The 25,481-nt window shown below is 59.6% G+C and carries 21 protein-coding genes; 13 read left to right on the plus strand and 8 right to left on the minus strand.

The annotated features are described in order from the left end of the window. Positions 1–141 precede the first annotated feature (141 nt). The 9 genes from HLUCCO03_RS00005 (at position 142) to HLUCCO03_RS00045 (ending at position 11,784) form a co-directional block, all read left to right on the plus strand. Positions 142–1,413, plus strand: coding sequence for an ABC transporter substrate-binding protein (locus HLUCCO03_RS00005; protein WP_036197048.1), 1,272 nt, complete (start codon positions 142–144; stop codon positions 1,411–1,413). Between the two features lie 5 nt (positions 1,414–1,418). Further along, positions 1,419–2,411 carry a carbohydrate ABC transporter permease gene (locus HLUCCO03_RS00010; RefSeq protein ID WP_027829963.1) on the plus strand — a complete coding sequence of 331 codons (993 nt, stop codon included), beginning with the start codon at positions 1,419–1,421 and terminating at the stop codon, positions 2,409–2,411. Then, positions 2,408–3,250: a carbohydrate ABC transporter permease gene (locus HLUCCO03_RS00015; RefSeq protein WP_027829962.1), complete on the plus strand. Its 843-nt coding sequence runs from the start codon at positions 2,408–2,410 to the stop codon at positions 3,248–3,250. The genes HLUCCO03_RS00010 and HLUCCO03_RS00015 overlap by 4 nt, the downstream gene beginning before the upstream one ends. A gap of 16 nt (positions 3,251–3,266) precedes the next feature. Beyond that, positions 3,267–4,883: an alpha-amylase family glycosyl hydrolase gene (locus HLUCCO03_RS00020; RefSeq protein ID WP_027829961.1), complete on the plus strand. Its 1,617-nt coding sequence runs from the start codon at positions 3,267–3,269 to the stop codon at positions 4,881–4,883. Positions 4,884–4,934: 51 nt separating this feature from the next. Next, a complete protein-coding gene (locus HLUCCO03_RS00025) occupies positions 4,935–6,071 on the plus strand; it encodes an ABC transporter ATP-binding protein (protein ID WP_027829960.1) in 1,137 nt (378 codons plus the stop codon). A 17-nt stretch (positions 6,072–6,088) separates the two neighbouring features. Further along, positions 6,089–7,156, plus strand: a complete 1,068-nt coding sequence (locus tag HLUCCO03_RS00030; protein ID WP_027829959.1) for a LacI family DNA-binding transcriptional regulator — start codon at positions 6,089–6,091, stop codon at positions 7,154–7,156. A gap of 37 nt (positions 7,157–7,193) precedes the next feature. Then, entirely contained in the window at positions 7,194–8,156 is a 963-nt protein-coding gene (locus HLUCCO03_RS00035; RefSeq protein WP_027829958.1) for a carbohydrate kinase, read from the plus strand. Positions 8,157–8,288: 132 nt separating this feature from the next. Beyond that, the gene (locus HLUCCO03_RS00040; protein WP_027829957.1) at positions 8,289–8,900 is read left to right on the plus strand and encodes a Yip1 family protein; all 612 of its coding nucleotides are present in this window, start codon (positions 8,289–8,291) and stop codon (positions 8,898–8,900) included. Between the two features lie 127 nt (positions 8,901–9,027). After that, a complete protein-coding gene (locus HLUCCO03_RS00045; protein ID WP_036197046.1) occupies positions 9,028–11,784 on the plus strand; it encodes an HAD-IC family P-type ATPase in 2,757 nt (918 codons plus the stop codon). Here HLUCCO03_RS00045 and HLUCCO03_RS00050 read toward each other — a convergent pair. Both HLUCCO03_RS00050 and HLUCCO03_RS00055 read right to left on the minus strand, forming a co-directional pair. Beyond that, the gene (locus HLUCCO03_RS00050) at positions 11,765–14,173 is read right to left on the minus strand and encodes a xylulose 5-phosphate 3-epimerase (RefSeq protein ID WP_027829955.1); all 2,409 of its coding nucleotides are present in this window, start codon (positions 14,171–14,173) and stop codon (positions 11,765–11,767) included. The genes HLUCCO03_RS00045 and HLUCCO03_RS00050 overlap by 20 nt on opposite strands. Before the next feature lie 125 nt (positions 14,174–14,298). Continuing rightward, the gene (locus HLUCCO03_RS00055) at positions 14,299–14,697 is read right to left on the minus strand and encodes a glutathione S-transferase N-terminal domain-containing protein (RefSeq protein ID WP_027829954.1); all 399 of its coding nucleotides are present in this window, start codon (positions 14,695–14,697) and stop codon (positions 14,299–14,301) included. Positions 14,698–14,919: 222 nt separating this feature from the next. Here HLUCCO03_RS00055 and ilvD point away from each other — a divergent pair, with 222 nt between their 5' ends. The 3 genes from ilvD to HLUCCO03_RS00070 all read left to right on the plus strand — a co-directional run bounded on the left by ilvD (position 14,920) and on the right by HLUCCO03_RS00070 (position 18,206). Beyond that, entirely contained in the window at positions 14,920–16,596 is a 1,677-nt protein-coding gene (ilvD, locus tag HLUCCO03_RS00060; RefSeq protein WP_027829953.1) for a dihydroxy-acid dehydratase, read from the plus strand. Positions 16,597–16,752: 156 nt separating this feature from the next. Beyond that, positions 16,753–17,697 (plus strand): D-alanyl-D-alanine endopeptidase, encoded by a 945-nt coding sequence (gene pbpG / locus HLUCCO03_RS00065; RefSeq protein WP_027829952.1) that lies wholly within the window; start codon positions 16,753–16,755, stop codon positions 17,695–17,697. A gap of 29 nt (positions 17,698–17,726) precedes the next feature. Continuing rightward, entirely contained in the window at positions 17,727–18,206 is a 480-nt protein-coding gene (locus HLUCCO03_RS00070; protein ID WP_027829951.1) for an asparaginase domain-containing protein, read from the plus strand. Here HLUCCO03_RS00070 and HLUCCO03_RS00075 read toward each other — a convergent pair whose 3' ends face one another. The 3 genes from HLUCCO03_RS00075 to HLUCCO03_RS00085 all read right to left on the minus strand — a co-directional run bounded on the left by HLUCCO03_RS00075 (position 18,207) and on the right by HLUCCO03_RS00085 (position 21,171). Continuing rightward, positions 18,207–18,899, minus strand: a complete 693-nt coding sequence (locus HLUCCO03_RS00075; protein ID WP_027829950.1) for a pseudouridine synthase — start codon at positions 18,897–18,899, stop codon at positions 18,207–18,209. Positions 18,900–18,901: 2 nt separating this feature from the next. Then, positions 18,902–19,933: a metal-dependent hydrolase gene (locus tag HLUCCO03_RS00080; RefSeq protein WP_027829949.1), complete on the minus strand. Its 1,032-nt coding sequence runs from the start codon at positions 19,931–19,933 to the stop codon at positions 18,902–18,904. Between the two features lie 77 nt (positions 19,934–20,010). Further along, positions 20,011–21,171, minus strand: a complete 1,161-nt coding sequence (locus tag HLUCCO03_RS00085; RefSeq protein ID WP_081813454.1) for a lytic murein transglycosylase — start codon at positions 21,169–21,171, stop codon at positions 20,011–20,013. 295 nt (positions 21,172–21,466) lie between these two features. Between HLUCCO03_RS00085 and HLUCCO03_RS00090 the strand changes: the two genes are divergently transcribed. Continuing rightward, on the plus strand, positions 21,467–22,318 hold the full coding sequence (locus HLUCCO03_RS00090; protein ID WP_027829947.1) for a response regulator: 852 nt from the start codon (positions 21,467–21,469) through the stop codon (positions 22,316–22,318). A gap of 17 nt (positions 22,319–22,335) precedes the next feature. Here HLUCCO03_RS00090 and phoR read toward each other — a convergent pair whose 3' ends face one another. From phoR to ubiA, 3 genes are all read right to left on the minus strand, one after another. Continuing rightward, positions 22,336–23,652 (minus strand): phosphate regulon sensor histidine kinase PhoR, encoded by a 1,317-nt coding sequence (gene phoR / locus HLUCCO03_RS00095; RefSeq protein WP_027829946.1) that lies wholly within the window; start codon positions 23,650–23,652, stop codon positions 22,336–22,338. 58 nt (positions 23,653–23,710) lie between these two features. Then, positions 23,711–24,403: a phosphate regulon transcriptional regulator PhoB gene (phoB, locus tag HLUCCO03_RS00100; protein WP_027829945.1), complete on the minus strand. Its 693-nt coding sequence runs from the start codon at positions 24,401–24,403 to the stop codon at positions 23,711–23,713. Between the two features lie 101 nt (positions 24,404–24,504). Continuing rightward, positions 24,505–25,392: a 4-hydroxybenzoate octaprenyltransferase gene (ubiA, locus tag HLUCCO03_RS00105; RefSeq protein ID WP_027829944.1), complete on the minus strand. Its 888-nt coding sequence runs from the start codon at positions 25,390–25,392 to the stop codon at positions 24,505–24,507. Between the last annotated feature and the right edge of the window lie 89 nt (positions 25,393–25,481).

Below are 25,481 nucleotides of genomic sequence, written 5' to 3' on the forward strand. Positions count from 1 at the left end.
TCCACCTGGGACGATGAGCTCAACCAGTATGACGGTGGCGACGCCCTGGGTCAGGAAGACTTTGCCGGCAGCCAGTGGACCTTTGGTACCCAGATGGAAATCTGGTTCTGATACTGACAACAACAAGACGAGGTAAGCATCATGTTCAGATCCAACGGATTTCAGTGGATTCTAGGCGGCCTCGCCGCCAGCCTTCTGGCCGGTGGCCTGCAGGCGAAAACCATCACCATTTCCTGCGGTGCCGTTGGCGCCGAAAAGCAACTTTGTGAAGAGGGTACCAAAGCGTGGTCGGATAAAACCGGCCACGAGGTGAAAGTCGTCTCCACGCCCAACTCCGCCACTGAACGGCTGTCGCTTTACCAGCAGCTGTTCGCGGCCGAGTCCGGTGACGTGGATGTGTTCCAGATTGATGTGGTCTGGCCCGGCATGCTCGCCAAGCACCTCGTTGACCTGTCGGAATACACCGATGGCGCTCAAGGCGAGCACTTCGAGGCGCTGGTGGAGAACAATACCGTGGACGGCAGCCTGGTGGCCATGCCCTGGTTCACCGATGCCGGAGTGTTGTATTACCGCAAGGATCTGCTGGAAAAATACGACATGGAAGTGCCTGAAACCTGGGAGCAGCTGACCGATACCGCCAAGGCCATTATGGCCGAAGAGCGCGATGCCGGTAACGACCGGTTCTGGGGTTATGTGTGGCAGGGCAGGGCCTACGAGGGGCTGACCTGTAACGCCCTGGAATGGGTGGCCAGCCATCATGGCGGCACCATCGTCGATGCCGAAGGTGAAGTGACCATCAACAATGAACAGGCGGCAGAGGCCCTGGCACTGGCCAGCTCCTGGATCGGCAACATTTCTCCGCGCAGTGTTCTCAACTACACCGAGGAAGAGGCCAGGGGTGTGTTCCAGTCCGGCAATGCCCTGTTCATGCGTAACTGGCCCTACGCCTGGAGTCTGGCGCAGAGTGATGACAGCCCGGTCAGGGACAAGGTTGGCGTTTCCGCGTTGCCGAAGGGTGGCGAGGACGGCCAGCACGCCGGCACATTGGGTGGCTGGCAGCTGGCCGTATCCAGGTATTCCGAGAACGTCGACGAGGCTGCTGATCTGGTGCGGTTCCTGACCAGCTATGAGGAGCAGAAGCGCCGCGCTATCGAGGGCAGCTATAACCCGACCATTCCAGACCTTTACCGGGACGAGGAAGTGCTCTCGGCGGTGCCGTTCTTCGGTGAGCTGTTCGAGACCTTCAAGAATGGCGTGCCACGCCCGTCCTCGGCCACCGGTGACCAGTACAACCGAGTCAGCAACGCGTTCTTCAATGCCACCCACGAGGTGCTCGCCGGCAAACAGGAGCCCGGGCAGGCGCTGAACGGGCTTGAAGGACAGCTGAAGCGGCTCGGGCGTCGCGGCTGGTAATTACCATGGCAAATCCGACCGTAAACTCAGCAAGCGCGGATGCGGGCGAGCAGTCACTCGCCCGGTCCGCTCCCCCTACACGGCGGCACAACCGAGTGCATCGGCAGCGCCTGCGTGCGGCCTGGTTGTTCCTGATTCCGATGCTGGTAGTGCTGGCCGCAGTAGCCGGCTGGCCTCTGATACGTACTATCTGGTTCAGCTTTACCGACGCCAGTTTCTCGGATATCAGCAACTACAGCCTGGTCGGGATTGAGAACTACCTGGTCTATGACGACGGAGCCTGGTACGGCGTGCTGGCGGATCCGAGCTGGTGGCGTGCGGTCTGGAATACGCTGTTCTTCACGGTGGTGTCCGTGGGAGCCGAGACGGTACTGGGGCTGATTATCGCCCTGACTCTGAATGCCCAGTTCCGGGGGCGCGGCCTGATCCGCGCCGCTACCCTGATTCCCTGGGCCATTCCCACCATTGTGTCGGCAAAGATGTGGGGCTGGATGCTCCATGACCAGTTCGGGATTCTCAATGACCTGCTGATGACCCTGGGTGTGATTGCCGAGCCCCTGAACTGGACCGCCAACTCGGATCTGTCCATGTGGGCAGTGATCATGGTGGATGTCTGGAAAACCACACCTTTCATGGCGTTGTTGACGCTGGCGGCACTGCAGATGCTGCCGTCGGACTGCTACGAGGCGGCAAAAGTGGACGGCATCCATCCGGTGCGGGTGTTCTTCCGTGTCACCCTGCCACTGATCTATCCGGCGCTGATGGTGGCGATCATTTTCCGGGTGCTGGATGCGCTGCGGGTATTCGATGTGATCTACGTGCTCACCTCCAACAGTGAGGACACCATGTCGATGTCGGTCTATGCCCGTCAGCAGCTGGTGGAATTCCAGGACGTCGGTTACGGCTCCGCCGCATCCACTGTCCTGTTCCTGATTATTGCCCTGCTGACCATTACCTACCTCTACCTGGGGCGCAAACAGTTCGGAGGTGACGCATGAACCGTAAAATGCTGAAAAAGATAATGGCGAAAACCGGGTTCGGGCTTTTGCTTGCCGCGATCCTGCTGTTCACGGTGTTCCCTTTTTATTACGCCATCCTGACGTCGTTCAAGAGCGGCTCCGAGCTGTTCAATATCGACTACTGGATGACCACGTTCAATCTGGAAAACTACCAGTCGGTGCTGGGGCAGAGCTCGTTCGTGTCCAGTATCTGGAACTCCATACTGGTTTCCACGTCCGCGGTCGCCATTGCCATGATATTTGGTCTGACCGCAGCCTACGCACTGGGGCGGGTGCAATTTCGTGGCCGGGGAACCGTGCTGATGATCGTGCTGGGGGTGTCCATGTTTCCCCAGGTAGCCGTATTGTCGGGCCTTTTCGAGGTGATTAGGGCACTCGATCTCTACAACGATCCGTTGTCCCTGGTGTTTTCCTACACCATTTTCACACTCCCGTTTACGGTCTGGGTGTTGACCACATTCATGCGGCAGTTACCCAAAGAGCTGGAAGAGGCCGCCATTGTGGACGGTGCTTCACCGGTGGTCACCCTGTTCAAGGTATTCATTCCGCTGATGGGGCCCGCCATGGCCACAACGGGCCTGCTGGCATTTATTGCTGCCTGGAACGAGTTCCTGTTCGCACTGACTTTCACGCTGACGGATGACCAGCGCACGGTGCCGGTAGCGATTGCCCTGATTACCGGTGGGTCCCAGCACGAATTGCCCTGGGGGCACCTGATGGCCGCGTCGGTGATTGTCACCGTGCCGCTGGTGGTCCTGGTACTTATCTTCCAACGTCGAATCGTTTCCGGCCTGACGGCTGGCGCGGTCAAAGGTTAACTGAGGAGTTGTTTGTATGACCCAGTCACAGCCCTGGTGGAAGGGTGGCATTATTTACCAGATCTATCCCCGCAGTTTCATGGACAGCAAAGGGGATGGCATTGGCGACCTCAGGGGGGCGACCGGGAAGCTGCCCTATGTGGCATCGCTGGGGGTAGACGCGATCTGGCTGTCACCTTTCTTTCCCTCTCCCATGAAGGACTTTGGCTACGATGTCTCTGACTACCGGGGCGTGGACCCGCTTTTCGGTACCATGGAAGACTTTCGGGCCCTGGTCAGCGAGGCGCACCGGTTGAACCTGAAAGTGATTATCGACCAGGTAATCAGCCATACCTCGGATGTTCATCCCTGGTTCGAGGAAAGTCGCCGCAGCCGGGATAACCCGAAAGCAGACTGGTTTGTCTGGGCCGACCCCAAGCCGGATGGCACGCCACCCAACAACTGGCTGTCCATTTTCGGTGGCAGTGCCTGGGCCTGGGATACCCGGCGGGGCCAGTATTACCTGCACAATTTCCTGGCCAGCCAGCCGGATCTCAATTTCCACAATCCGGAGGTGCGCCAGGCCCAGTTGGATAACATGCGCTTCTGGCTGGATCTTGGCGTTGATGGTTTCCGGCTGGATACCGTCAATTTCTATTTCCATAACCAGAACCTGGCGGATAACCCGGCGGTACCGGCCGGTGAAAACAAGACCTTTGTGGCCCAGGGCATGAACCCCTACACCTACCAGCGCCATGTCAATGACCTGAGCCAGCCGGAAAACATCGGCTTCCTCAATGACCTGAGAGCGCTGATGGATGAGTACCCGGAAACCACTCTGGTGGGGGAAATCGGTGATGACAGGCCACTGGAAAGAATGGCCGAATACACCTCCGGCGATGACCGCCTGCATATGGCCTACTCTTTCGACCTGCTGTCTGACCGGCACGAGCCAGAGTACGTGAGGGATGTGGTAAAGCGGTATCAGCAAGGTCTCGGGGATGGCTGGCCCTGCTGGGCCCTGAGCAATCATGACGTGGTGCGGGTGGTTTCCCGGTGGGCGGATGGTGGTGAAGACCTGCGCCTGTATCCACGGGTACTGATGGCGTTGTTGCTGTCTTTGCGGGGTAGTGTGTCCATGTACCAGGGTGAGGAGCTCGGTCTGCCGGAGGCCTCGGTGCCCTATGAGGAACTTCAGGACCCCTATGGCATCAGCTTCTGGCCAGAATTCCGCGGCCGCGACGGGTGTCGCACACCTATTGTCTGGGAACCGTCGCCCAAAGGTGGATTTACCTCCGGAAAACCCTGGCTGCCGGTGGACCGCGATCACCTGGAATTCGCCGTCAGCAAGCAGGAGGCGGACCCGGAATCCACGCTCAATTCGGTGCGCAGGCTGATTCATTGGCGTCAGCAGCAGCCGGCTCTGGTGCAGGGTGATATAACGGTTTTTGATGATACCGGTGAGGCCCTGTGCTGGTCCCGCAAAACCACCGAACAGTTCCTGCTTGTGGCTCTGAACCTGACCGGCGAGGAGCTGCGACTACCGTTACCCTGTGCCATATCGCGGCCGCTAGAGGGTCATGGTTTTCATGGATATGTGGAAGGCAGCCAACTGGTGCTGCCGCCATACCAGGCATTTTTTGCAGAAACGTAACAACATCCGCGCCCCGGCCGGTGCGCCGGGCGCAACAGAGGAGTCTCCACCATGGCTTGTGTGGAACTGAAAAAAATCAACAAAACCTTTGGCAACATTGAAATTATCCGGAGTGTGGACCTGCGGGTTGAAGATGGAGAATTCGTGGTTTTCGTCGGCCCCTCGGGCTGCGGCAAATCCACCCTTCTGCGTCTGATCGCGGGGCTGGAAGAACCCACGGCCGGGGATATCGAAATCGACGGGGAAGTGGTGACCGATCTTTCTCCGAAAGAACGTGGCGTGGGTATGGTGTTCCAGTCCTACGCGCTTTACCCCCATATGTCGGTTTACGAAAACATCGCCTTCGGGTTGAAGCTGGACAAAGCCAACAAGGGCAAGGTCCGGGAGTGGGTGGAAAAGACCGCAGAGGTCCTTCAGCTCACCAGCCTGCTGCAACGTAAGCCCCGGGAACTGTCCGGTGGTCAGCGCCAGCGGGTCGCCATCGGCCGCGCCATGGCCCGGGAGCCGCGAATCATGCTGTTCGACGAGCCCCTGTCCAACCTGGACGCCAGTCTGCGTGTGCAAATGCGCACGGAAATTGCGAAGCTGCATGACCGGCTTCGGTCCACCATGATTTATGTGACCCATGACCAGGTGGAAGCCATGACACTGGCCGACAAGATCGTCGTGCTCAATGGTGGCCACATCGAGCAGATCGGTACGCCTTACGAGCTGTATGAAACGCCTGCAAGCCTGTTCGTGGCCGGATTCATCGGTTCGCCGAAAATGAACCTGATTCCGGCTGCCATCAAGACCACCAGCCCGGGGCGGTCTGTCAATATTGAGGTCTGCGGCATGGGAACCGTGACAGTGGAGCGGGATGCCGCCCACATGTCAGCCGATGCCGCCATGACCGTTGGTCTCAGGCCGGAGCACATCCGGCTGTCGCATTCGGGGCCGGATTCCGGGCTGGAAGTGGTGAATGTGGAGTATCTCGGCAACGAGGCATACGTGTACCTGGAAATGCCCGGCATGAATGACCTGGTGGTGGTTCGCGAATCCGTGCCCTGTCAGATCAGGGCCGGAGAGAGAGTGACCCTGGATGCCGAGCCGGAGCATCTGCATGTATTCGATGCCGATGGCCACAGCCTGCCGAGGGTGGCACCGGGAACGGAAGGCGATTCGGTCCGGCAGGCGGCAAGCAACTGATACATGGGCAGTCACTGATGGAAACAACCAATCCTGAAAATCCACGGCAGAAGCGGCTGACCGTCAAGCTGATGGCAGAGAAACTGAACGTGTCCACCGCGACCATCTCCAACGCCTTCAACCGGCCGGATCAGCTTTCGGAGGCCCGCCGCCGCTGGATACTGGACGAGTGCAAGCGCCATGGCTATCTGGGGCCCAATGCGGCCGCACGCAGTTTGCGTACCGGGCGTACCGGTAATGTTGGTGTAATGCTGGCGGACAACCTGGCGTACAGCCTGACCGACCCTGTGGCCAGCGAATTCCTCCATGGCCTGGCGGAGGTTTTCGACCAGAGGCAGATGAACATGCTGCTGTTGTCCAGCCAGGAAGATGACGAGCACCGAAGCCGGGTGCAGGAAGCCATGGTGGATGGTTTCATTGTTTATGGCTGGCTGAAAAAGGGCCGGACATACGACCGCCTGTTACAGCACGGCAAGCAGATGGTTGCGGTGGATTTTGACCTCGAGGGATGCACATGGGTCAATATCGACAACTATGAAGGGGCACGGTGCAGCGCCGAACATGCCCTGAAAACGCCGCCTACCAACGTTGCCATCATGGGCTTGCGGCTGGTGGATACCGACAGGGTCTGCCGTATTCGTGACAGGGAGCTGTTCAACGAGACCCGCGCCATTTCCGTACGCCGGCTCCGTGGTTATCTGGATGCGCTGGAGGCGGCTGGCCATCACATATCCTCGGACAGAATCTGGTCCACACCCACCAACACCCACGAGGATGCCTATCAGGCTGCCCGTGAGGCATTGACCAGTACGCCACGCCCGGACCTGATGCTGTGCATGAGTGACCGGATTGCCCTGGCCGCCATCCAGGCCGCCCTGCAAATGGGGCTGCGGGTACCGGACGATGTGCGAATCGTGGGTTTTGACGGCATTCCCGAAGGCGCCAACCTGCACCCCTCGCTCACCACGGTATACCAGCAGAGTGCGAAGAAGGGGCGTACCGCCGCACAGATATTCCTTGGCGAGAAAGAGGACCGCAACGTGTTGCTGCCAACCTGTTTGCTGGTGCGGGAGAGTTGTCCGTGACGTTCTGCCCGGGAACCGCATCCGGAGGAGGGCCGGAATGACCGATGTACTCTGTTTTGGTGAAGCGCTGGTTGATATGCGTGGTGAGTCGGTTGCCGGCCGGCAGGTGTATATCCCGCAGCCGGGTGGTGCGCCCGCCAATGTGGCGGTTGGTGTCGCAAGGCTCGGGGGGCGTGCCGGCTTTGTCGGTCAGGTGGGCGCGGATCTATTCGGCAGCGACATCGTGAAAGCGCTGGTCCGGCATGGCGTTGATGTTTCGCTTACCCGCCAGACAGACGATGCAATGACAGCCCTGGCGTTTGTGAGTCTTGACTCGCAGGGAGAGCGCAGTTTTGCCTTCTACAGGAATGAAACGGCAGACCTGCGCTTTGAGTCCCGGCATTGTCCGGATGAGGCGCTGGAGAGCGCACGTATTGTCCACTTCTGCTCGAATACCCTGACCGAGCCGGCTATTCGTGAGACAACATTCTCCCTGGTTCGTCGAGCAAGAGCCCATGGCTGCCTGGTCAGTTTCGATGTGAACTACCGGCAACCGCTCTGGCCAGAACATGAAGAGCCGGCGCCTCATATCCTCAAAGCTGCCCGCCTGGCGGATATTGTCAAATTCAGCCGAGAGGAGCTGGAGGCCCAGTTTGGCGAAGGCGCTGACCTGTCTGCTGACTTGCTGGCGGAACAGGTGCAGCTGCTGCTGGTATCCGACGGGGCAGGGCCACTGCAGGTCACTACCCGGGAGCAGGTATTTGCGCTGTTTCCGCCGACGGTAGAGGCCAGGGATACCACCGCCGCCGGTGATTCGTTTGTTGCCGGTTTACTGTTCCACCTGGTTGATCAGGGGGTCGACGCCGGGGCACTGAGCGACTGGTTGCGGGGGCCCGGTAACCTTGAGTCAGCGGTGACGTTCGCCAGTCGCTGTGGCGCATTTGCCGCCATGCATTACGGTGCATTCGATGCGTTGCCAACACTCCGTCAGTTGCAGCATCTGTTGCCGGAAACCATCTGAATTTCATGCTCCTGCGGCTTTTCCTTCTGGCATTCTTGACTATAGTTAAGAACAGGCAGGGTCTGATCTTTTGCGACCCACTGAACGTAAATAGAACAGTAAACTACAATATCAACCCAAGAGGGTCGAGCTATGCTCCTGAATCACGCGTTTGGCCTGTTTACCCATCCCGACAGTGAGTGGGCACAAATCCGCAAGGAACATGCGCCTCCAAGACGACTGTATGTGGCCTATGTATTGGTGCTGGCGGCGATTGCGCCGGTCTGTGCCTATATTTCAACGGCGCACTTTGGCTGGACCGTTGGCAGTGACCGCCTGATCAAGCTGACAGAAATCAGTGCATTTCAGATGAGTGTGCTCACCTACCTGGCCATGCTTGTGGGGGTGTTTGCGCTCGGATATGCAATTAACTGGATGGCGAAAACATACGGCGCCAACGAGGAGTTGGTGCCATCTAATGGAATCGCACTGGCGGCGTATTCCTGCACGCCACTATTCCTGGCCGGTTTCGCTCTGCTTTACCCGGTTCCCTGGTTCAACGCCATCGTCTTCCTGCTAGCAGCGGGGTACGGAGCCTGGTTAATGTATGACGGTCTTCCGATTGTGATGGGTATTCACAAGGATAGGGCAGTGATGTACGCAGGTGCACTGCTGACCGTGGCGCTGGTGATTCTGGTCTCCACCCGCGTTGGCTCCGTTATCCTCTGGAATTATGGGTTCGGCCCGGTATTTGTGCAGGGCTAGTGCCTTTGGAACGCTGGCTCGTTGGCCGGTAACGCCGGCCAATCCGGGCTGATGTTGACGTGAAGCAATCCCTGCGGAACCGTATCCGGTTCCAATAGTGACAGTTATACAGCCAGGGAGCCCGGCGATGTCATCTTCTGAATCAGTCTCATCGCATTCTGCTAAACCAGACGAGAATCAAGATGTGCGTTGGCACACCAGGACCATTGATCAGGCCCGCTCGGACCTGTCCGCTACCGGGCCATTGCCCGCTGGGGAAGCAGCCGACAGGCTGAGCAAATATGGCCACAATCGGTTGCCGGAAGCCCGCCGTCGTGGTCCGCTCGCCCGCCTTGGCAATCAGCTCAGAAACTTCCTGATTTATGTCCTGATCACGGCAGCAGTCATCACCGCACTGCTGGGCCACTGGGTGGATACCACCGTTATTCTGGCCGTGGTGGTGATTCAGACCATGGTGGGGTTCATACAGGAAGGCAAGGCCGAACAGGCACTTTCGGCGATCCGGCACATGCTGGCTCCCAAAGCCGTGGTGATCCGTGAGGGCGGTCAGCAGAAAATCGATGCGGCAGAGCTGGTGCCCGGCGACACTGTTGTTCTGGAGCCTGGTGACCGGGTACCCGCCGATCTCCGCCTTGAGCGCTGCCATAATCTGAAGATAGAGGAAGCGGTACTGACCGGAGAATCCCAGCCCGTAGACAAGACCACCGAGGTTCAGCCAGCGGATGCGGTGCTTGGTGACCAGCTCAATATGGCTTTCTCGGGTACCATGGTCGCAACGGGTACTGGCCGTGGCGTGGTGGTCAAAACGGGGAAAGACACCGAGATCGGCCGGATTTCCGGTTTGCTGCAGGATACCGCCACCCTCAAAACACCCTTGCTCGAACAGATCGACCGTTTCGCCCGCTACCTTTCGATGATTATCATTATTGCCGGTCTGGCCATTTTCGGCGGCGGGCTGGCGCTGAGCGGGCTGCCGGTTCGTGAACTGTTCATGGCGGTTGTGGGCCTGACGGTGGCGGCCATTCCCGAGGGGCTGCCTGCGATTCTCACCATCACGCTGGCTATCGGTGTACGGCGGATGGCCAACCGTCACGCCGTTGTCCGCAGAATGCCGGTGATTGAAACCCTCGGGGCGGTGTCCGTGATCTGCTCCGACAAGACCGGAACCCTGACTCGTAATGAAATGATGGTGACCGCGGCGGTCGTGGCCGGGAGACGGCTGGATATCGGCGGTGAAGGGTATGAGCTGGACGGAGATATCCGTGACGGTAACGAGGTCGCCACCGGCAGCGCGCTGCTGGATGAGCTGGCCAGGGCCGCCGCACTGTGCAATGACGCTCACCTGGAACGCTATGAGGGGGCGATCCGGGTAGCTGGTGACCCCATGGAAGGGGCGTTGAAAGTGTTTGCCCAGAAGGCCGGGTTTGACCCGGAATCCGATGGCCGTCACTGGCCGCGGGCCGACGAAGTTCCCTTCGATGCCGAGTACCGCTTCATGGCGACACTCAATCACGATCATCACCGCCATGGCGTGGTGTACGTGAAGGGAGCCCCGGAGCGGATACTGGAAATGTGCGACAGCATGGTAACCGCCAGCGGTGAAACCACGGCACTGGACCAGAAGGTCTGGACCGATGCCATTTCCGAGCTGGCCTCCGATGGCCTTCGGGTTCTGGCTCTGGCCCGCGGGCCAGCCGAAGCCTCACAGAATACACTGGCTGTGGAGGATATCGACGACGGACTGGAGTTGCTTGGGCTTGTTGGCCTTCTTGACCCGCCTCGCCAGGAAGCGATCCGAGCGATTCAGGACTGCCATGATGCCGGTATCCGGGTAAAGATGATTACCGGCGACCATGCCATGACAGCCAGCGCCATTGGTGCGCGGCTGGGGTTGAAGAATACCGGCCGGGTGATCACTGGCAAGGAACTGGACCGGCTTGATGACGATGCACTGAAGCAGGTGGCCGGTGAGGTGGACATCTTTGCCCGCACCAGCCCTGAACACAAGTTGCGCCTGGTCGAGGCGTTGCAGGCGCTTCATGGCGTGGTGGCGATGACCGGTGATGGTGTGAACGATGCACCGGCCCTGAAGCGTGCGGATGTTGGTATCGCCATGGGGGTCAAGGGGTCTGAGGCGGCCCGGGAAGCGGCGTCGATGGTTCTGCTGGATGATAATTTTGCCAGCATAGCCGCTGCCGTGCGGGAAGGGCGTACGGTTTACACCAATCTCAAGAAGGCCATCGCCTTCATGCTGCCGATTAACGGTGGCGAATCCATCAGTCTGATTACGGCTTTGCTGCTGGGGCTGTCATTACCGATTTCCGCGTTACAGATTCTCTGGGTGAACCTGGTAGGATCGGTGATCCTCGCGATGACCCTGGCTTTCGAGCCTGCTGAACCGGGTGTCATGAAGCGTCCGCCCAGGCCCAGAGATGAGTCCCTCCTGGCGGGGTTTGTGGTCTGGCGGGTTGCTTTCGTGTCCCTGCTGTTCCTGATCGGTATCTTTGCCGCCTGGTACTGGGCCATGGATCAGTTTGCAGATGAATCGGTAGCTCGCACACTGGCGGTGAATACTCTGGTTGCCATGGAGGTTTTCTACCTGTTCGCCGTGCGTTATCTCGACACGGCGTCCATTACCCTGCGTGGTGTACTGGGCACTCCCATTGTTCTGCTGGCGGTGGGTGCGGTTATCCTGTTGCAGTTGCTGTTCACTTACTTGCCGTTGTTCCACAAGACGTTTGGCACCGCGCCACTCACTCTTGGTGCGCTGGTTTTCGCAGCCAGCGCAGGCGTCATTGTACTGGTGGTACTGGAGCTGGAAACGTGGCTCAGACGTCGGCTGGGCCGTGGGCCCGGAAACGTCGTCAGCTCTGGCTCCGGGTAATGATGGCGGCATCGCCACGGCCTTCAATGGCAGCCAGTTCGGCACTGGACAGCCACTCCCCGGGCGGACGTTCCAGAACGTCTGCACACGCAGCCAGGGCATGGGCCCAGGAGCTTCGGTTGGCAAACAACATGCCTGATTCGTTCAGGGTGCCGCCGCGGTTGATGTAGCCCAGTACCCGGGATTTCGACGGCTCCGGAAACAGCGGCGCCAGGTGGCCACGGAACACTTCCGGGCGCATATGGGTCAGGGCGACCCGCCGTTTCATTCGTCTGGGGAACAGGCGCTCCTGTTCCAGGTCGCGGGCACACTGCGCTGCCTCAAAGGTATCCCGGGGCTCACGGAAACGCCCCGGCTCCTGCACATACACCAGCCTGAACGGTGTTCCCGTTTCCCGTAGTCGCTCACTGGCACGGATCAGTTCAGAGAGCTGATAGGCCCCGTTGGCAATCAGCATGACCGGATCGCCCGGGGAGGTGTCTTCATCCACCACGAGAGCGCCATTCCTGGCCAGGGCCCGGGCTTCGTTGGTGTCAAACACCACCGGTCGTTCGCGTTTCGGTATGACCATGCAGGTCAGCTGGCCCCGAGCCAGGTAGACACCGGGCAGGGCTTCCAGGGTACTGTTATAGTCCGCCGGGAAGAGAACACGGCTGACGTCGCTCATCTCCCCCAGCAGGCTCTCGCAGAAGGTGGTGTCCTGGTGGGACTGCTGGTTCTTGCCGTTCTCCCAGGTGTGGGAGGTGGCAATCACCGGGAAACCCAGCCAGCGGGCCGGTCGCCCCACTTCTTTTTGCTGGCGGGCAAAGATCAGTTCCTGGCGGATTGCCCCCAGCATTTTCACGCAGAAGGCTTCATAACTGGCTACCAGGTTCAGCCCCGCCTTGTTGGCCAGACAGGCGGATACCACGGCTTCCTCATTGAGGGCGGTAATGATCCGGCCATGAACCGATTCCTGTTCGCTTTCCGGGTCGTTTACCCGATGCTTCAGCGCATCCAGCACGCCTTCCAGGCGATTACTGGCCAGTTCATCGGGGTTGCCGACTCGTGCACGTAATGCAGGATTTTCCCTGACCAGCGCCGTAAAGAAGTCATCCACGGCAAGCATCGGTGAGCCAAAATCGTGTGATGGCGGCAGTGCCGGCATGACCGGGTCTGGCGGGTTACGCATGGCCAGCGCATGGTCTCGCTCCAGTGGTCGCGCCTGCTTCTGGTGCTGGGTGAGGTCACGAACTGATTCGGCAAGCTGTTCCGGTGGAACCCACAGCAGCCCGCAATGGTGGTGGAAGAGTTCCCGGGCCCTGGTGTCGATTTTGGGATTGCCCGGCAGTGGCAGGTTGTGAGCGGGATTGCTGCCTGCGCCGTAAAAGCCATAGCCCTTTGTGGTTTCGGCAATACCAAAGGGTATCGGGGCCGGGTATCTGAGCTGCCCTGTCAGTGCCTGCTGGCGGTAAAGGTCCAGTTTCTGTTCCATGTTGTACAGCGTGCAGACGAACGCAGCCGGGTCACGGCCATCAAACTGCAGGGGCTCGAATCCCCTATGCGCCAGGTGCTCGCCGAACCGTTCGAGGCCGGCGCGGGTTCCCAGTTCCGTGCGCTGTTCAATCCGTCGGCCATTGGCGATCATGATCGGCAGTACCGCGCCACAATCCTCGGCCCGCCACCAGCGCGGAACCCAGTCGCTGCCGCGCTGTTCTTCCGCAGCGCCGTCCGACAGAAACGCCACCAGGGATTCGCCCGGCAGCGGCATGTGGGCATATTGCAGTTCGGCAAAACCGAGGTAGCCACCCTCCATGATGCCACCGGCCGTGTAGGGGGTGACATGGCTGCCCAGGGGCGCTTCCATGCCGCCATCCGGCCGCTGGCGGTAACTGTAGAAATCGGATACCAGTTGCGACAGGCCGTTCTCACCCTGGTAACGGTTGTGTTGTTCCGGGTGCAGGTTACCGGTGAGTACATTCAGCGCATCGACGGCCGCAACGCAATGGCCCTGTCCCATGAGCCAGCTTCGGGTCTGCCCGGTGAGGTTGTTCATTGCCATATAGGCGGCATAGGCGGGCACCATGTTCAGTGCTCCACCGGTGTGGCCCTCGGGACTGGCTTTGAAGTCACGTGGCAACAGCGGGGCACCACTGGGATCCACGCGCCTGGTGTAGGTCATGTGGGCGACCAGCCAGAGGCCGGCACTGGTCAACCTGTCCAGGCTTGCAAGCTTGCGGTAGACGGTTGCTGTGTCGGGCTGGATGCCGGCAGCCACCAGTTCGTCGGCCATCTGCCTGGCCTGATCGCAGGTGGTTTCGGAATGCTGTATGACGCCATAGCCCCGCCGCCAGATCTCGTAATCCGAGACAGGCGGCTCAACGGGTTCCTGGGTTGTAGGGGATGACATGACGGGCCTCCTGGCTTCACTGTATGAAGCGATTATAGAGGTCGCAATCGGTCAAGCCGTTGATGCAGGTCAGTCGGACCTGCATCTTGTTTTACGGTGTGTTCACCCGGGTGCTGGCGAAAGAATCAACCGCTGGCCGGCTCGAATTGCTGCTGCAGCCAGGATTTGATGTCGTCGGACTCGTACAGCCACCGTTCCTGATTGTTGTCCTCGCGGATCAACAGGCAGGGCACCTTGATCTGGCCCCCTCCGGCAGCCAGCGCCTGACGGTGAGTGCCATCGTGCTGGGCATCCCGGGTTTCGATATTCAGGCCCAGGCGGGCCATTTCCTTGCGGACCTTGATGCAGAACGGGCAGGCGCTGAACTGGTACAGTGCCAGGTTTTCACAGGCACGGTCCACGCGGGCCTGCTCTTCCGGGGATCGATGGATACTCTCCGGAGTGCTGATTTTTTCGCTGATCAACATGAACGGTGTCAGGATCAGGCGGAGAGTGCGGAAAAAATAGCGAATAATAAGTCTCATGGAAAGGGTACGGCTCCGGTAAAAGGGGTGGGCCATCGATAAAAGGAGCCCACCAGGTGCTGGAACGCGTACAGTATCATTCGGCCGGGTTTCGGGCCAGACCAGGCTTCCGCGCAGGTTGTATTGCCGTATGGGAGCGTTTCTGCCAGTCTCCTCTAGACAGTACGAACAAGGTCGGATTTGCCGGCAGATAACCGGGGCAGATAACAGGAGAGCAACGCGATGACAGATGACAAACGGCGCCGATATTCATCCCCCGTGGTGGATGGTCTTGGCAAGTCGGCAAGCCGCGCCATGTTGCGGGCCGTGGGCTTCACCGATGAGGATTTCCGCAAACCGCAGATCGGTATTGCCTCCACCTGGAGCAACCTGACACCCTGCAACATGCACATCAACCAGCTTGCTGAAGAATCCGCTGCGGGTGCCGATGAGGCCGGCGGCAAGAGTCTGACCTTCAATACCATCACCGTATCGGATGGAATCGCCAATGGTACCGAGGGAATGAAGTACTCCCTGGTATCCCGGGAGGTCATTGCCGACTCCATTGAAACCGTGGCCGGATGCGAAGGGTTTGATGGCCTGGTCGCCATCGGTGGCTGCGACAAGAACATGCCCGGATGCATGATGGGCCTGGCACGGCTCAACCGCCCTTCGGTCTTTGTCTACGGTGGCACCATCATGCCCGGGAAGAATCACACGGATATCATCTCGGTGTTCGAAGCGGTCGGGGCTCATGCCCGGGGCGACCTGGACCTGATCGAGGTCAAACAGATCGAGGAGACCGCGATTCCGGGCCCCGGCTCCTGCGGGGGCATGTATACCGCCAACACCATGGCTTCAGCCATTGAGGCAATGGGCATGAGTCTGCCCGGCAGCTCTGCCCAGAACGCGATTTCCGATACCAAGGCGGCGGACTGCCGGGCAGCGGGAGCGGCAGTTCTGAACCTGCTTGAACGGGACATCAAGCCGTCTGACATCATGACCAGGGAAGCCTTTGAAAATGCCATTACGGTGGTGATTGCCCTGGGCGGCTCCACCAATGCCGTACTGCATCTGCTGGCCATGGCCAGTACGGTCGGGGTTGAGTTGTCTCTTGATGACTTCGTGGAGATCGGCAAGCGTGTACCCGTGCTGGCGGACCTTCGCCCCAGCGGCCATTACATGATGTCCGAACTGGTGGCGATTGGCGGTATTCAGCCACTGATGAAAATGCTGCTGGACAAGGGCATGCTCCATGGTGACTGCATGACCGTCACGGGGCAGAGCCTGGCGGATAATCTCAGGGATGTGGCCCCCTATCCGGAAAGTCAGGACATCATCCATGCCTTTGATAATCCCATCAAGGCGGACAGCCATCTGCGGATTCTGTATGGCAATCTCGCGCCTACCGGAGCAGTGGCCAAGATTACCGGAAAGGAAGGCACCCACTTCACCGGGCGGGCCCGGGTTTTCCATTCCGAGGAAGAGGCACAGGAACGGATCATGGACGGCACGGTTGTAGCGGGCGACGTGCTGGTTATCCGGTATGAAGGGCCGAAGGGCGGCCCGGGCATGCGGGAGATGCTGACACCTACCTCAGCCATTATGGGCAAGGGCCTGGGTAGCGATGTGGCGCTGATTACCGATGGACGTTTCTCTGGCGGCAGCCATGGTTTCGTGGTGGGTCATATCACACCGGAAGCTGCGGAAGGCGGGCCGTTGGCGCTGGTCGAGGACGGTGACACCATTACTATCGATGCGGTTGCCAACCGCATTGAACTGGATGTGCCCGATGAGGAAATGGAACGTCGCCGCAAGGCCTGGTCAGCGCCTGCGCCAAGATTTACCCGTGGGGTGCTGGCAAAGTATGCGCGAACGGTCAGTTCGGCGTCAGAGGGTGCGGTGACGGACAAGCCCTGATTGAATCGGCGCCAGACTGTCTGGCGCCGGGTTGCTGACAAACCGGTAACGCTTTTCCCTCGCCGGGCCGGAGCCAGCGGGCATTTTGACTGGTATAGTTGTACCCTTGATTGATAAGGCAAGTGTGTGCAGACAATGACAGTCAGGGTTGAAAAGATGAGCCGATCGGCCGGTTTTGTGGTTGTGGCGTTGGCGGCGCTGCTGAGCGTGTCTCTGGCCAGCCATGTGCAAGCGGCAGAGTCTGCCGGTGCCGGGCCAGACCGCGCTCAGTTGCAGTTGGCGTCGGTCAATGCGGCTGTGGCTTTTGCTGATGCCGACGAGCTGGTGTATGGCAAGAATGCCGACCGCACCGTGCCTATTGCCTCCATCACCAAACTGATGACGGCGCTGGTGGTGATGGAGTCCGGAGAGCCGCTGACGGAATGGCTCGAGTTCAAGACGCGCCATATTCCTGCTCCGGCGAATGCCTATACCCGGATTCGCGAAGGATCCGAGCTGAAGCGGGCCGATGTTCTGCGGATCGCGCTGATGTCGTCGGAGAATTTTGCAGCCTATACCCTGGCCCGTCACCATCCGGGTGGTTACGACGCCTTTGTCGAGGCCATGAATGCCAAGGCCCGTGAACTGGGCATGGTCAATACCAGTTTCGTGGATCCGACCGGCCTTTCCCTCGAGAACCGTTCCACTGCGGCGGACCTTGTGCGACTGGTGAAGGCCGTCAGCAATCATCCCCAGATTCGGGAATATTCCACGACGCGTTATTTCACGGGGCACTTCCGGCAGCCCCGTTACCGCCTTGCATTCGGAAACACCAATATTCTTGTACACCGCGAGAGCTGGGGGGTCGGGGTCAGTAAAACCGGTTATCTGTCTGATGCAGGGCGCTGTCTCGTCATGCTTTCTGAAATGGATGGCCGGCCCGTGGTAACCGTCTTACTGGATTCCCTGGGCTCCCGCTCGCCGATGGGGGATGCCGGGCGGATCAAGCGCTGGCTGACCACCGGAGCCGGTGGCAGTGTGGCCGCAGCAGCACGGGCCTATGAGCAGAAAAAGAACGCAGCCTACGCTTCCTCTGACAATACCTCCGTCAGTGCAAACTGACATTGCCTTTTAACCAGGATCCGCGGCCAATGATCGAGATTTTCACCACCGGCGGTACCATCGATAAGGTGTACTTCGATGCCAACAGTGAGTTTGAAATCGGAGACAGCCTGGTGGGTGAGCTTCTGGCAGAATCCAACATCCGCGAAGGATTCTCAGTCACTGGCCTGATGCGAAAGGACAGTCTGGAGATGACGGATGACGACCGGGGCGCAGTGAGAGAAGCGGTCGGGCGTTGTCACGCGGAGCGTGTGGTTATTACCCACGGCACCGATACCATGGCGGAAACCGCCCGGGCGCTGCTATCCGTCAAGGGCAAAACCATTGTGCTTACCGGCGCCATGCAACCGGCACGGATGCGCCGCAGCGATGCGGTTTTCAATATCGGATTTGCCTGGGCCGCGGTGAAGCTGCTGCCCCACGGTGTCTATATTGCCATGAATGGCGAGGTGTTCGAGGCCGGTTCCGTGCGCAAGAACCTTGAGGCCCAGCGGTTCGAGCGAACCTGATCAGCCGGGGCAGGCTATTTCTTCCGGCGTTAGCGCCCGGTATTGACCCGGTGCCAGTGCCGGGTCCAGGACAATGTGCCCTATCTGCCATCGATGCAGGCTTTCCACATGATTTCCGACTGCCGCCAGCATCCGTTTGACCTGGTGGTAGCGCCCTTCGGAAATGGTCATATCAATCAGCCGGTCATCCAGTTTGCAGATGCTTGCGGGCCGGGTGGGCCTGGACTCGTCTCGCAGTAAAACACCCTGTTCCAGCCGCGCAATGGCCCCGGCATCGATCGTCTCACTGAGGGTGACGCGGTAGGTTTTCGGGCAGCTCACTCTCGGAGATGTTATCCGGTGAGACCACTGGCCATCGGTTGTCAGCAATAACAGGCCCGTGGTGTCAGCATCCAGCCGGCCCGCGATGTGCAGCCCCTTGCGAACGTCCGTTGGCAGCAGGTCCAGCGCGGTCGGTTGCTGGCTATCTGTGGTGGCACTGATGACTCCGTCAGGCTTGTGCAGCATAAGGTAGCGCTCAGCCGGCAATGACAGGCGGTGTCCTTCCAGGGTTATCAGTGAATCCGGAGATACCGGTGTGCCGGCTTTGCGGCAGGCCTGTCCATCCAGCTCCACCTTCCCTGCGCTGATGGCCTTCTTCGCATCCCGTCGCGAAAGTGCTGTGGCGTTGGCGATGAAATAATCCAGTCGCATCGTCAGGTGCAGCCTTCTCCAGGCGGCGGTAACGTCAGGTTGGCAAGACACAGCACCGGCGCGGAACCGGTCATCCGGTTCCACAACACACCCAGCAATTCACCTGCAACCGCCGGACGATCGAGGCGGGAGCTGGGCTCGGGCGTAAGACTGTCGCCATTGTCCCGGGCCAGAATAAAGGTGAAGGGGTGGGCGCCGGGAATGCCAAGACGGATATCGGTGGCGGTCAGCGTGCCATTGGCTTTCTCATAATGCAGGAACCCGTCAGTGAACCACTCCAGTCGCCGGCCTTCCTCCAGTGACGCCGCCGTTTCGGCAAGTTCCGGGTCCCGGGGAAAGCGTTCCAGGGTGACGGGCCCGTCTCCGTCCAGAAATCCGGTCACGATTTCCACGCGCTGGTCCTCACCCATGACGGTCACCCGCCACAATACCGTGTTAAAGGGCATTGGCTGCACCAGTCGCGGTGCATCCTCAAGACCTTCGGCAGCCAGGGCCGGTTCGACACGGTCCGAAATGATCTGCTGGGCGGTAAAGCTCCAGCCAAGGTAAAGCGTCGACACCACCAGGCCCGCCATAACCGCCCTGGTGTGTTGGCCGCGGAACAGGAAAGCCAGTATTCCGGCCAGCAAGGGCAGGGTGTAAAGCGGGTCGATGATAAAGATGCTGCTGATGGCAACCGGCGAGCCAAAAGGCCAGAACAGCTGGGTGCCGTAAGTGGTGAAAGCATCCAGAAGGGGATGGGTCAGCAGTATCAGGGCCGTGACCGTAAACCAGTGTCGGTAACTGAGGACCGGCCGCCAGCGATGCAGGCCCCAGGCAAGCAGAAACGACAGTGGCAACAGGATGAACAGGGAATGGCTGAATCCCCGGTGCTGGGTAAAGTTTGCTACCGCCGTGCCATAGTCGATAACCACATCCAGGTCCGGCAGGGTGCCCAGGGCCGCGCCGATCAGCAGTGCCGAACGGCCGAGAGTCTTGCCGGCGACCGCGCCTGCCAGCGAGGCGCCCAATGCAGCCTGGGTTATCGAGTCCATCGGGAATAATACCTTGTCAGAGAAATCCTACAGGTATTATGCGCGGAATCGATTTTCGGATCACGGACCTGGTTGCATCAGAGTGTGACATCAAGCGCTTCCAATACCGTATCGCCGGGATAGCCATCCGCTACCAGGCCATTTTCGGACTGGTAGCTCCGGATGGCCGAGCGGGTGTTGGGGCCCATAATACCGTCCGGCTCGCCGGTGTCGAAGCCTTCATCATTCAGTGCCTGCTGGATGGCGAGTATGTTGTCACGGGATAGCGCCGGCAGGTCTTCCGGGGGCGGGTTCTGCAGTTTTCCGGCGCCGGCGATCCGGTCTGCCAGGTGGCCAACGGCGATGGCGTAGAACTCGGAACGGTTCCATCCCATGATGACGCCAAAGTTCCCGTAGGCCAGGAATGCCGGCCCGCGGTGGCCGGCCGGGACCACAAGAGAGGCTTTGATGGGCTCGTCTGCCAGGTCGTTGCCGAACGCGTCAGTGACGCCCAGCTCCCGCCACTCCTCGAGTGTCATCCTGCGACCATCCGCCAGTTCGTAATCGAATTCATCCGGCAGCAGGACTTCGCGGCCCCATCGGTAGTCACCATCCCAACCCAGATCTTCGAGGAAATTGCCGGCCGACATCATGGCGTCGGGCAGACTGTTCCACAGGTCCCGCTTGCCGTCACCATCACCGTCCACTGCGTGGCGCAGAAAAACGGTAGGCATGAACTGGACGTGGCCCATGGCGCCGGCCCAGGAGCCCTCCATCTGCTCGGGCGCAATGGAGCCTTCGTCGATGATCTGCAGAGCCGCAATCAGTTGTTCGGTGAAGAACTCACTGCGGCGCTGGTCGCAGGCCAGTGTCGCCAGGGAACTGGGTACCGGCATTTTGCCAAAGTAGGCGCCAAAATTGGTTTCCAGCCCCCAGAAAGCCACAAGGTAGGGGGCGGGAACGCCGGTTTCACGGGTAACACGGTCGAGCAATTCCCGATGTTCCTCGAGCAATTCCCGGCCTTCGGTGACCCGCTGCTCATTGACCCTGCGATTGAGGTAGTCGGCGAACGTGGTGGTGAATTCCGGCTGGCGCCGGTCAAGCTCGATGACCTGCTGCAGGTACTCGGCACTGGCCAGGACCTCTGTGGCGGTCTCCGATGACACGCCGGCACTGATGGCACGGCTTTCCAGCCGTTCAATGCACTGGGGGAAGCTTTCCGGCTCATCGCCGAAGGCGGCGCCGGGCAGGCTTGCCATCGCCAGAAGTCCTGCAAGTGAAAGGTGACTGATCGTCCGTTTGCCTGCAAAAGTCCCTGTGAATATGGTGGGCACGCTGAACCTCGGTCTGGAATGGATGTTTCAGGCTCATGGTAGCCTGTTTTGACGGCTCTTAAATACCGTTGTCGGCCGCTTTCGGTGACAATTCTTTAACCTGGTGTTTCCGGCAACCCTGCCTGTGTCGTCTTTTTGTAGCCCGGCTATTCCCGATCAGCGCGTTGTTCTATAGTTTGGGCTCGTAAACGACAAATTTCCCCTTGAAAAGGTCTGACTCATGGCAACGCTGAAGGCGCTGGTAGTGGACGATGCCAGTTTTGTCAGGGATCTGGTCAAACGGACAGTGCGCCAGCGTTTTCCGGTGATCGAAACCACCGATGCCCAGAACGGACGGCGGGCCCAGTCCTTAATGTCCCGCACGGTATTCGACCTGATTCTCTGTGACTGGGAAATGCCGGAGATGTCCGGCCTGGAATTGCTGCAGTGGATGCGTCAGCAGCCCCAGTACGAGAAGGTACCCTTCATCATGATCACCAGCCGCGGTGACAAGGATCATGTCGTGGAAGCGGTCAAGGGCGGGGTGTCCGAGTATCTTGGCAAACCCTTCAGCCCGGAAGGGTTGAGTAACAAGATCATCAAGGTGATGGGGCGGCGGCTCAAGGACGCCATGGACCGCAGTGGCAAGTCCATGGGCGGTCCTGCGGAGGCTTTCCGGGAATCCGCTACGCTGTTGACGCAGAAACGGGAACCGGCGTCTCCGGAGCCGGCCCGTCCGGGCAGACCAGCGGCTGCGCCGTCAGCTTCGGGCAGGCCGGCTATGAGTGTGGCTTCGGTACGTTTCTCGGACAGCACGCTCAGGTCGGTGGTCAAGGACATAAACCTTACCGAAGTCCGGGTGATCGCCAAGCGGGACCAGCAGTTTCCCGGCATTCTTGATCAGGCAGTGGTGGATATCGAGGTGGCCGAGGGTCAGGTGGCACGCCTGAACGGTTACGTTCACCAGCTGCAGGCCGTTGAAAAGCGGCAGGATACGGATTTTGTCAGCGTAACCATCCGCTTTGTCGACGAAGACCCGCAAAAGCTGGAAGACCTGTCCCGATTCATAGCGCGCTTCCGGAGCGGTGGTTAAGCCGGGAACCGGTGGCGTCAGGTAGCGGTCTCCGGCAGCCTTTCGGCCAGCCGCTCCCGGGGGAAGTGGCAGATAAACTCACTGCCATCGCCGATGCGGCTGCGTATCTCCAGCCGGCCGTCATGGTTAAGCAGCACATGCTTGACGATGGCCAGCCCCAGGCCGGTGCCTCCGGTTTCCTTGTGCCGGCTCGGATCGGCGCGGTAAAAGCGCTCGGTGAGACGTGGAATGTGGACCGGATCAATACCGATACCGGTATCCTTCACTGACAGGTGTGCCCCCTCGCGATCCGTGTTCCAGGTAATGGTTATCTGCCCGCCTGCCGGGGTATATTTCACCGCGTTGAAAATCAGGTTGGAAAAGGCACTGCGCAGCTGGCTTTCGTCGCCCCGGAGCAGATGGCGTTCCGCGATACTGATCCTGAACTCGTGGCCCTGTTCTCCGCTGAGGGCCCGTGCATCGTGGCAGATCTGGTTGATCAGGGCGCCGACGTCCGTTACCGCATCGCTGATGGTCTGTTCACCGGTTTCAATCTTCGACAACAGAATCAGGTCCGTAATCAGGGCTTCCATGCGGGACGACTGCTGAGCCATGGTAGTGATGGCTCTTCGCCACTTGGGGGGCAGGTCATCGGCATTGTCCACCAGGGTTTCCAGATAGCCGCTGATGACCGTCAGCGGTGTTCTCATTTCATGGGATACATTACCCACGAAGTCCCGCCTCATCTGTTCCAGCTGGTAGAGGCGGGTCACGTCCTTGGCCACGATCAGACGGTCGTCGTCGCCAAACAGGCTGATCTGGATTTGCAGACGGATATGGGGCCGTGCCGGCGAGTTGAGCTCAAGGGGCTCGCGGTAGTCCCGGGAGTCAAAGTAGGCCTTGAAGGCCGGATTACGGATCAGGTTATGGATGAACTGGCCCTGGTCCGAACTGCGGCGGAAACCCAGCAGGTGTTCCGCCGAACCATTCCACCATTCCATGGCGCCCCGGGAATCAGTCATGATAACGCCATCCCGCATGGCATTGGTGGATTCCTGAACCCGGTTGATCTGGGCGCGAAGTTTGTCCTGGGTGCGAAGGTGCGTCTGGTGAAGCTTGTGGAGGCCATCAAAAATGTCCCCCCAGAGCCCTATGCTCTGGGGAGCTTCATCATTGCCCCCGGGGTTTCCGAGCCAGTGGTAGAGCCGCTTGGCCTGAGCCAGGGTCCACCAGAGATAGGCAAGTAGGCCGGCCGTCAATCCGTAGAGCGGCTCGTCGAAAACAAGTCCGATCACTGTGCAGGCGATCAGGAATACGATGATCCATCGCACGTACTTTGACCAGTTGTGTTGCATGACTGCTACCCCTGAATCAGTCCCGGGCCATTGCGGGGATTAAAGGCGCCGGCCGTGGCTATGCCGCTCTGGTAGAAAAGCGGTAGCCGGTGCCACGCACTGTCTGGATCAGGTGGTCATAGCGGTCGCCCAGGGCTTTGCGTAAGCGACGTATGTGAACATCGACGGTTCGCTCCTCAACGTAGACATTCCCGCCCCATACCTGGTCCAGTAGTTGTGAGCGAGTATAGACCCGTTCCTGGTGTGTCATGAAGAACTGAAGTAGCCGGTACTCGGTGGGGCCGATGTTCAGGGCGCCGGTTTCGGTGGTTACCCTGTGGCCCACCGGGTCAAGGGTCAGGCCATCCACTTCAATGGGTGTTTCCACGCCCGGGGGCGTTGCACGGCGTAACACGGCCTTGAGCCGGGCCACCAGTTCCCTGGGTGAAAAGGGCTTGGTGATGTAGTCATCGGCACCGACTTCCAGGCCCTGGATCTTGTTGTCCTCCTCGACTTTTGCGGTCAGCATGATAATGGGGATTTCGGCAGTCGCCTCCTCTTTCTTGAGGCGCCTGGCCAGTTCCACGCCGCTGGTGCCGGGCAGCATCCAGTCCAGGAGTATGAGGTCAGGCTGTTTGTCTACAATAAGGGCATGCGCTTCGCGGGCATCCGCTGCCTCGAGATAGTTGTAGTCGGCCATTTCGAGGGCAACGGCAATCATTTCGCGGATTGGCGCCTCGTCATCGACGATCAGGACGGTTTTTCCAGTCATGAGCATTAACCTGTGTCAGTCCTTGTATTGTTGCTGACTCATTACATCGGGGTAGTGTTACAAGTATATGACAGGATCAGCCCGGGGCCGGAATTGTTGGATTAATGTACGATCAGGTCGGCCAGCAGGCCGGTGAATACTGCAAAGCCCGCCCAGTTGTTGTTCAGGAACGCCTTGAAGCAACCATCCCGCTCCCGGTAGCGGGCCAGGTGTTGCTGGAAGACAAACAGGCAGGCCATGGCAACAAGCCCCAGATAATAGAATACGCCAAGTTCGGCCTGATGGCCCACCAGAACCAGGATCAGCACCACCAGTGCCTGGAGTATGGCGATAACGGCACGGTCGGCCTCGCCAAACAGGATCGCCGTGGATTTGATGCCTATCTTCAAGTCGTCATCGCGGTCAACCATGGCATACAGGGTGTCGTAGGCGACCGTCCAGAGCACGTTGGCAGTGAACAGCAGCCAGGCCATCCGGGTGACTTCACCGGCCTCGGCCGCCCAGGCCATGGGGATTGCCCAGGAAAAGGCGGCGCCAAGGAACAGTTGCGGAAGGTGGGTGTAGCGCTTCATGAACGGATAGATAAAAGCCAGAATCACGCCGCCAAACGAGAGATACAGGGTCAGTGTGTTGGTAAACAGCACCACCATCAGAAAAGCGACAAGGCAGATCCCGGCAAACAGTGCCACGGCTTCCCATGCTTCAATCCGGCCGGTTGTCAGGGGCCGGTTCCGGGTGCGTTTTACATGGCGGTCTACCTTGCGGTCGGCAAAGTCGTTGATGGCACAACCGGCGGCGCGCATCAGGAAAACGCCGAGGGTGAACACGATGAAATTGCCGATACCGGGAAAACCGTCCGCTGCCAGCCACAGCGCCCAGTAGGTCGGCCACAGCAGGAGCAGGCTGCCGATCGGGCGGTCGAGGCGTAACAGGCGGGCATAATCCGCAAGGCGGGCCTGGATGTGATCGGGCACGGCGTTTGAAAGCATGGGACAGATCCGTTCGAGAGATGTTCGTTCCACTGGGCCGGGATTATAGCCAGCCGCAGGGGTGGGGTGAAAGGGAGGAATCGGAAGGC

The sequence above is a fragment of the Marinobacter sp. HL-58 genome (genome assembly GCF_001314605.1).
Lineage (GTDB): Bacteria > Pseudomonadota > Gammaproteobacteria > Pseudomonadales > Oleiphilaceae > Marinobacter.